The 6,244-nt window shown below is 53.9% G+C and carries 7 protein-coding genes; 2 read left to right on the plus strand and 5 right to left on the minus strand.

What is annotated here, in order from left to right:
* Window positions 1-235 precede the first annotated feature (235 nt).
* Together rarD and EV680_RS11725 are read left to right on the plus strand one after the other, a co-directional pair.
* On the plus strand, window positions 236-1,156 hold the full coding sequence (rarD, locus tag EV680_RS11720; protein WP_132954928.1) for an EamA family transporter RarD: 921 nt from the start codon (window positions 236-238) through the stop codon (window positions 1,154-1,156).
* 96 nt (window positions 1,157-1,252) lie between these two features.
* Entirely contained in the window at window positions 1,253-2,611 is a 1,359-nt protein-coding gene (locus tag EV680_RS11725; RefSeq protein ID WP_132954929.1) for a sodium-dependent transporter, read from the plus strand.
* A 66-nt stretch (window positions 2,612-2,677) separates the two neighbouring features.
* Here the strand turns inward: EV680_RS11725 and ispH are convergent, their stop codons facing one another.
* The 5 genes from ispH to EV680_RS11750 form a co-directional block, all read right to left on the minus strand.
* Window positions 2,678-3,616 (minus strand): 4-hydroxy-3-methylbut-2-enyl diphosphate reductase, encoded by a 939-nt coding sequence (gene ispH / locus EV680_RS11730; protein WP_132954930.1) that lies wholly within the window; start codon window positions 3,614-3,616, stop codon window positions 2,678-2,680.
* Window positions 3,617-3,645: 29 nt separating this feature from the next.
* A complete protein-coding gene (gene lspA / locus EV680_RS11735; protein ID WP_132954931.1) occupies window positions 3,646-4,137 on the minus strand; it encodes a signal peptidase II in 492 nt (163 codons plus the stop codon).
* 199 nt (window positions 4,138-4,336) lie between these two features.
* Window positions 4,337-5,137, minus strand: coding sequence for an ABC transporter permease (locus EV680_RS11740; protein ID WP_132954932.1), 801 nt, complete (start codon window positions 5,135-5,137; stop codon window positions 4,337-4,339).
* On the minus strand, window positions 5,130-5,828 hold the full coding sequence (locus EV680_RS11745) for an ABC transporter ATP-binding protein (protein ID WP_132954933.1): 699 nt from the start codon (window positions 5,826-5,828) through the stop codon (window positions 5,130-5,132). The genes EV680_RS11740 and EV680_RS11745 overlap by 8 nt, the downstream gene beginning before the upstream one ends.
* Before the next feature lie 60 nt (window positions 5,829-5,888).
* Entirely contained in the window at window positions 5,889-6,149 is a 261-nt protein-coding gene (locus EV680_RS11750) for a thioredoxin family protein (protein ID WP_165870947.1), read from the minus strand.
* Window positions 6,150-6,244: the final 95 nt, after the last annotated feature.

Consider the following 6,244-nt stretch of genomic DNA (forward strand, 5'->3'; position numbering starts at 1 on the left):
TAAGTATGTTTTGTTTGGCGACAAAAATTTTAACTTATCTGCCTTTCTTTTATCTGATTATTTTTATGACAAGTAATTGTCAGGACGCCCTAGGGCATCCTATTGAGAAGATAGTGGTTCTATTACCTCAACAAACCAACACAACATAGCGTAAAAAAGACGATAAAAAACACCGCCATGAGTGATTCAGAGCTTCCGCTATAATAGCGCCCCACCCTTTTCAGAAACCCTCGGTATGACCCGCACCCAAAAAGGCTTAGCAGCCGCCATTTGCTCCAATCTTTTATTTGCCGCGCTGTTTCTCTACAGCAGCTGGATGCAGCCGATGAGCGGCACCGATGTGTTTATGTGGCGCATGGTGGCGATGTTGTTCGGCTTGCTTGCGCTGCTGAGCCTCAGCCGCAGCTGGCGGCAAACGGCTGCTTTTGCCCAAAGCCTCGGCAAAAGCCCCAAGCGTTGGCTGTGGCTCTTACTGCCCACGCCTATTCTGGCCAGCCAGCTGTGGCTTTTTATGTGGGCGCCGGTTAATGGAGAAGGCATTAATGTGGCCATGGGCTATTTTCTGTTTCCGCTGATGATGGTGCTTTTGGGCAACGTGTGGTTTAAAGAGCGGCTCGCGCCGCTGCAATGGCTGGCGGTGGCATTGGCCTGCGCCGGCGTGACGCATGAATTGTGGCGTAACGGTACGTTTTCGTGGGTGACGGTGTGGGTGTTTGGCAGCTATCCGCTTTATTATCTGATGCGCCGCGCGCAAGGTGTGCCGGCGCTCACCGGCCTTTTTTTCGACTTGCTGCTGATTGCGCCGCTCGCGCTGCTTTATCTGCTCTGGCAAGCCGACAGCCTGGCGCTGATTGCCGGGCAGCCCTGGCTAATCGGCTTTATTGTGCTGCTGGGCCTAAACAGCGCGCTGGCCATGCAGCTGAACTTACAGGCCAGCCAAATGCTGCCCTTCAGCCTCTTTGGCATGCTCAGCTATTTGGAACCGATATTGCTTTTTGCGCTCTCACTGATATTGCTGAACGAGCAAACCCCTCAGGGGGCTTTTATCAGCTACGGCCTGATTTGGCTGGGCTTGGCGCTGATGGTTTGGCACGGCATGCGCCGCGGCGGCAAAAGGCTGTTTAATTTCAAACAAAATTCATTGAATAATCAGTAGAATAATTCAAATTGGCTTAATTATATGTAATTTTAATCGAATTATTTTAAACAAAACGTATAATGAGTGCGTTTTTAACCAATAAAATAAAACATAATGTCTACAAACAATCTTCGCCAGAATTGGTCAAGCCGCCTCACTTATATTCTCACCGTAGCCGGTGCCACCGTGGGCTTCGGCGCCACATGGCGCTTTCCTTATTTAGTGGGTGAAAACGGCGGCGGCGCTTATGTGCTGCTGTTTTGCCTTGCCATGATTTTGATCGGCATTCCGATGATTTTGGTGGAAAACGTGATCGGCCGCCGCCGTGCCAGCAATTCGCTCGATGCGTTCGGCGGCAGCTACAACGGCAAACCTGTGCACAAAGCCTGGAAAGCGGTGGGCTGGCTCGGCCTGGCCGGCGCTTTCGGCATCATGGCCTACTATATGGTGCTGGGCGGCTGGGTGCTCACCTATATCGTCAACCTTATCGGCGGCGGCCTGGATGTGTCGCAACCTTTGGGTGCCGACACCACAAAGGCTTTTTTTGCCGAACACATCCACAACCGGCCGCTTTCGGTGCTTTTCTACACGCTTTTGTTTGTGCTGGCCAATTATTGGATTTTGACCAAAGGCGTGATCGGCGGCATTGAAAAAGCGGCCAAATTTTTGATGCCGCTGCTGTTTGTTTTCCTGATTTTTATGGTGATCCGCAACGTGACCCTGCCCGGCGCGGCAGAGGGCATCCGCTTTTATTTGCAGCCGGATTTCAGCAAAATCACGCCGCAATTGTTTGTGTTTGTGCTGGGGCAGGTGTTTTTCGCGCTCAGCTTGGGCTTCGGCGTGATGATTACTTTGTCGAGCTATCTGGATAAAAAAGAAAATCTGGTGCAAACCGCGGTGATCACAGCGGTGGTGAACACGCTGATTGCGGTGCTCGCGGGCTTTATGATTTTCCCCTCTTTGTTCAGCTTCGGCGTGGCGCCCGATTCGGGGCCGACGCTGGTGTTTCAAAGCCTGCCGATTGTGTTTTCCAATATGTGGGCGGGCACGATGTTTGCGGTGGTGTTTTTCTCGCTGCTCTTGATTGCCGCGCTCACCACTTCGCTGACCATTTACGAAGTGCTGATCACCGCTTTGCAAGAGAAAACCCGCTTGCCGCGCAGAACGGCGATTGTGTTGGTGTTGGGCGGCATTTTCCTGCTCGGCAACGTGCCCTCGGTGCTGGGCGACAATTTATGGCAGCAGGTGCGCCTGTTTGGCTTGAGCATTTTTGATGCGTTTGACTTTGCCAGCGGCAATATTCTCTTTATGCTCACCGCGTTGGGCTCGGCGCTGTTTGTCGGCTTTGTGATGAAAGACGAAGCGCGCGAAGAGCTCGGCAGCAACAGCCGCTTCACCGGCTTGTGGTTTGCTTATGTGAAATATTTTATTCCGTTTGTGATTTTGTTGATTTTTGTCAGCAACTTGATTTAAAGCTGCATGAATCAAACAGGCCGTCTGAAAACTTTTCAGACGGCCTGTTTGCTATAGAGCTATGATTTATTCTTTGCGCAAAGCTTTGGGCAACACAAACACAATGCTCTCGTCCGCGCCCTCGCCTTCGCGCACGGTGTGAAAGCCCCAATTATCAATGGCGGCAAGCACTTCTTTCACCAGCACTTCGGGCGCCGATGCGCCGGCGGTGACACCCACTTTGCTTTTGCCTTCAAACCATTGCCGCTGCAAATAGCCGGCATTGTCCACCATATAAGCATCCACGCCCAAGAGCGCGGCCACTTCGCGCAAGCGGTTGCTGTTGGAAGAATTGGGCGAGCCCACCACAATCACGATATCGCATTCTTGCGCCAGCGCTTTCACGGCTTCCTGGCGGTTGGTAGTGGCATAGCAGATGTCTTCTTTATGCGGGCTGCGGATATTCGGAAAACGTGCTTTCAAGGCCTCGATAATATCGCGGGTTTCATCCACCGATAAAGTGGTTTGGCTCACATGCGAGAGCTTGTCGGCATTGGCCACTTGCAGCGTGGCCACATCTGCCACCGTTTCCACCAGCAGCATCGCGCCTTCTGAGAGCTGCCCCATCGTGCCCTCCACTTCGGGGTGGCCTTTGTGGCCGATCATAATGATTTGATAACCTTGTGCATCCAGCCGCGCCACTTCTTTATGCACTTTGGTCACCAGCGGGCAAGTGGCGTCAAACACCTGAAAACCGCGCTCGGCCGCTTCATTCTGCACCGCCAACGACACGCCGTGTGCCGAATAAATCAGCGTGGCACCGGCCGGCACATCGGCCAAATCTTCGATAAACACCGCGCCTTTTTCGCGCAGATTATCGACCACAAATTTATTGTGCACCACCTCGTGGCGCACATAAATCGGCGCGCCGAATTCTTCCAGCGCACGCTCGACAATGCTGATGGCGCGATCCACCCCGGCACAAAAGCCGCGCGGGTTGGCCAACATAATGGTTTTATTGCTCATATTTTATCTTTATCAAAGTTATGTGTGTTTCAGACGGCCTTATCTTTCTTATGTTTGAAACCGTCAATCACCAGCAGCACCGCGCCCACGCAGATAAAGCTGTCGGCCACGTTAAACGCGGGGTAATACCAGTTTTGCCAGTAAAACAATAAAAAATCCACCACATGGCCGTGCAGCATGCGGTCGACCACATTGCCGATGGCGCCGCCGATAATCATCGCCGCGCCGGTTTTGCCCCATGTGCCGAAATCGTCTTTCACAATCGAGCGCGCCAAATAAAAGCAGATTACGGCGGCCAGCGCCAGAAAGAAATATTTCTGCCAGCCGCCGGCCTCGGCCAGAAAGCTGAAGGCGGCGCCGGTGTTATACACCAGCGTTAAATCGAAAAAATCGGGGATAATATTGAGCCGCTGGGCAAACTCAAAATTTTTCAACACCGCCACTTTGGTGATTTGGTCGAGCACCACGGCCGCAACAGCCAGCAGCCAGAATTTGGTTTTAGAAGGTTTGGAAGTAGTCATACACGTTTCAGACGGCCTTGATCAATTAAGCCGTGCATTTTACCCGATTCGCGGCTTTTCGGGGCTAAATTGGGTAAAACCGCCGCGGCAAGCGGCCGCCCGCTGCGAAGTATTCATATTGATTCAAAAAGGCCGTCTGAATATTGATACCGAGTCCAAAAATCGAAACCACCATGCCCTGCTTTTTTCGGGTTTGGCCTTATTCCCTGCCCTGAGGCTTGCGGATCAAACGCCACGGCAAAAAGCAGGCGTTTTTATCGAAGAAGCGGCGGAACACCGACCACACGGCAAACATCCCGCCCAAGGCCGAAGCCGCGCACATAAAAAACATAATCACAATCTGATAGCGCACCGCTTGCTCGGGCGCGCCGCCGGCCAGAATTTGGCCGGTCATCATGCCGGGCAGGCTCACAATGCCCACCACCGTCATGCTGTTAATCGTGGGCAGCATGCCCGCGCTCACCGATTGACGGGCGATATCTTGAAACGCTTCCCAAGGCGTGGCGCCCAGCGACAACATCATTTCCACCTGCCCGCGCTGTTGCGACAGCGCTTGCACGAGCCGGTCAAACGTGAGCGACACCGTATTGAGCGTGTTGCCCAAAATCATGCCCAAAATCGGCACCACAAATTGCGCCGAATACCAAGGCCGCACATTCAACACCCCATACAAACCAATCAGCGCCACAATCCACGAAGTGAGCCACACCGAAAGCAGGGCATCGCGCTTTTCACCCGCATAAGTATAGCGGCTGCGGCTGCCGGCCGACAAACCGGCCGTGAGTGTCATCACCAGCGCAATCACGGCAATCCACAGCGGGTGCTCGGCGGCAAACACATATTTCAACACCATGCCGATGGCGGTTAGCTGCACCACCGTGCGCACGGCGGCCACGCCTATTTTACGGGTGAGCCCCAAACGCATCCACATCGAAATCAGCACGCTGATCAACACCAGCACCGAGGCCACGGCCAAATCTACCCAGCTCAAATCATGCATCTTGCACCCCCGCATCCAATTTGCCGGCAGCCACATGCCACACCTTGGCCGCAATGCGCTGCAATTGCTCGGGGCTGTGCGAAATCCACACATAAGCGCCCTGATTTTGCCGGTTTTCCTGCCAAACGCGCACCAATTCTTCCACCGCCGCCACCGATTCCGGATCCAGCGCGGCGGTGGGCTCATCAAGCAGCAACACTTGCGGATTGAGCTGCAACACCCGCATCAAACACACCAATTGCGCCTCGCCGCCGGAAAGATTACCGCCATCGGTTTCCAAAAACTGCTCGTTGCGCTCAATCCGCTCCAGCATATGGCGGATTAATTCACGATTTTGCTTTTGGCCGCGATAAGCCGCCAGCGCAAACGGCACATTCAAGTTATCCGCCACATTGCCCGGCACCAGCACCGGCTGCTGGCGCACATAAGCCACCTGCGTGCGATAAGCCTCCACCGCAGCCGCTCCTGCCACCGCCTTACCCTGCCAGCGCAATTCACCGCCATCGGGCCAATCCAGCAAGGCCATCGTGCGCAGCAACACGCTTTTACCGCTGCCGGAAGCCCCTTCCACGCCGATTTTATCGCCGGCCTGCACGATGAAATCGGCCGGATGCAGCAAGATTTTGCCGCTTTTAATCACGCGGGTAAGCCCGTGGCCGGAAAGCAAAACAGTAGTATCGGCATTCATCATTGGGTTTGGCTCTTGTGGTTTGGAATGATGGCTTGATGATTCAGACAGCGGCAATCTGTTTCAGACGGCCTCGGGATATTGCGCCGCCCATAAAGCCAGATTTTGCGCCAGCTCATCCATATAAATGAATTTCGCCACCCGCCACACCTCACGTCCTTGGACAAACAGAATCACCACCGGCGCTGCAAGCGCATGAAAGCGGCCGGCCAGCGCCGGCAGCTCAGCCACATCGGCACGCACCGCAGCAATCTGCGGCCAATCGGCCAACACCGACTCCAGCTTAGGCTCCACCGCATGGCACACGCCGCAATCGCGCGACACGATATAGTGAAATGCTCAAAAAAGTTACACAAGATTCAAGAACCAAAACAGTAAAGTTTCTACACAGGAAATCCGCCATTCACGCCTGATCTTTT

Source organism: Uruburuella suis, from assembly GCF_004341385.1.
Lineage (GTDB): Bacteria > Pseudomonadota > Gammaproteobacteria > Burkholderiales > Neisseriaceae > Neisseria > Neisseria suis.

Excerpts from the sequence above, each read along its gene's own strand:
- rarD (WP_132954928.1), top strand. The coding sequence starts at position 236 with ATGACCCGCACCCAAAAAGGCTTAGCAGCCGCCATTTGCTCCAATCTT.
- EV680_RS11725 (WP_132954929.1), top strand. The coding sequence starts at position 1,253 with ATGTCTACAAACAATCTTCGCCAGAATTGGTCAAGCCGCCTCACTTAT.
- ispH (WP_132954930.1), bottom strand. The coding sequence starts at position 3,616 with ATGAGCAATAAAACCATTATGTTGGCCAACCCGCGCGGCTTTTGTGCC.
- lspA (WP_132954931.1), bottom strand. The coding sequence starts at position 4,137 with ATGACTACTTCCAAACCTTCTAAAACCAAATTCTGGCTGCTGGCTGTT.
- EV680_RS11740 (WP_132954932.1), bottom strand. The coding sequence starts at position 5,137 with ATGCATGATTTGAGCTGGGTAGATTTGGCCGTGGCCTCGGTGCTGGTG.
- EV680_RS11745 (WP_132954933.1), bottom strand. The coding sequence starts at position 5,828 with ATGATGAATGCCGATACTACTGTTTTGCTTTCCGGCCACGGGCTTACC.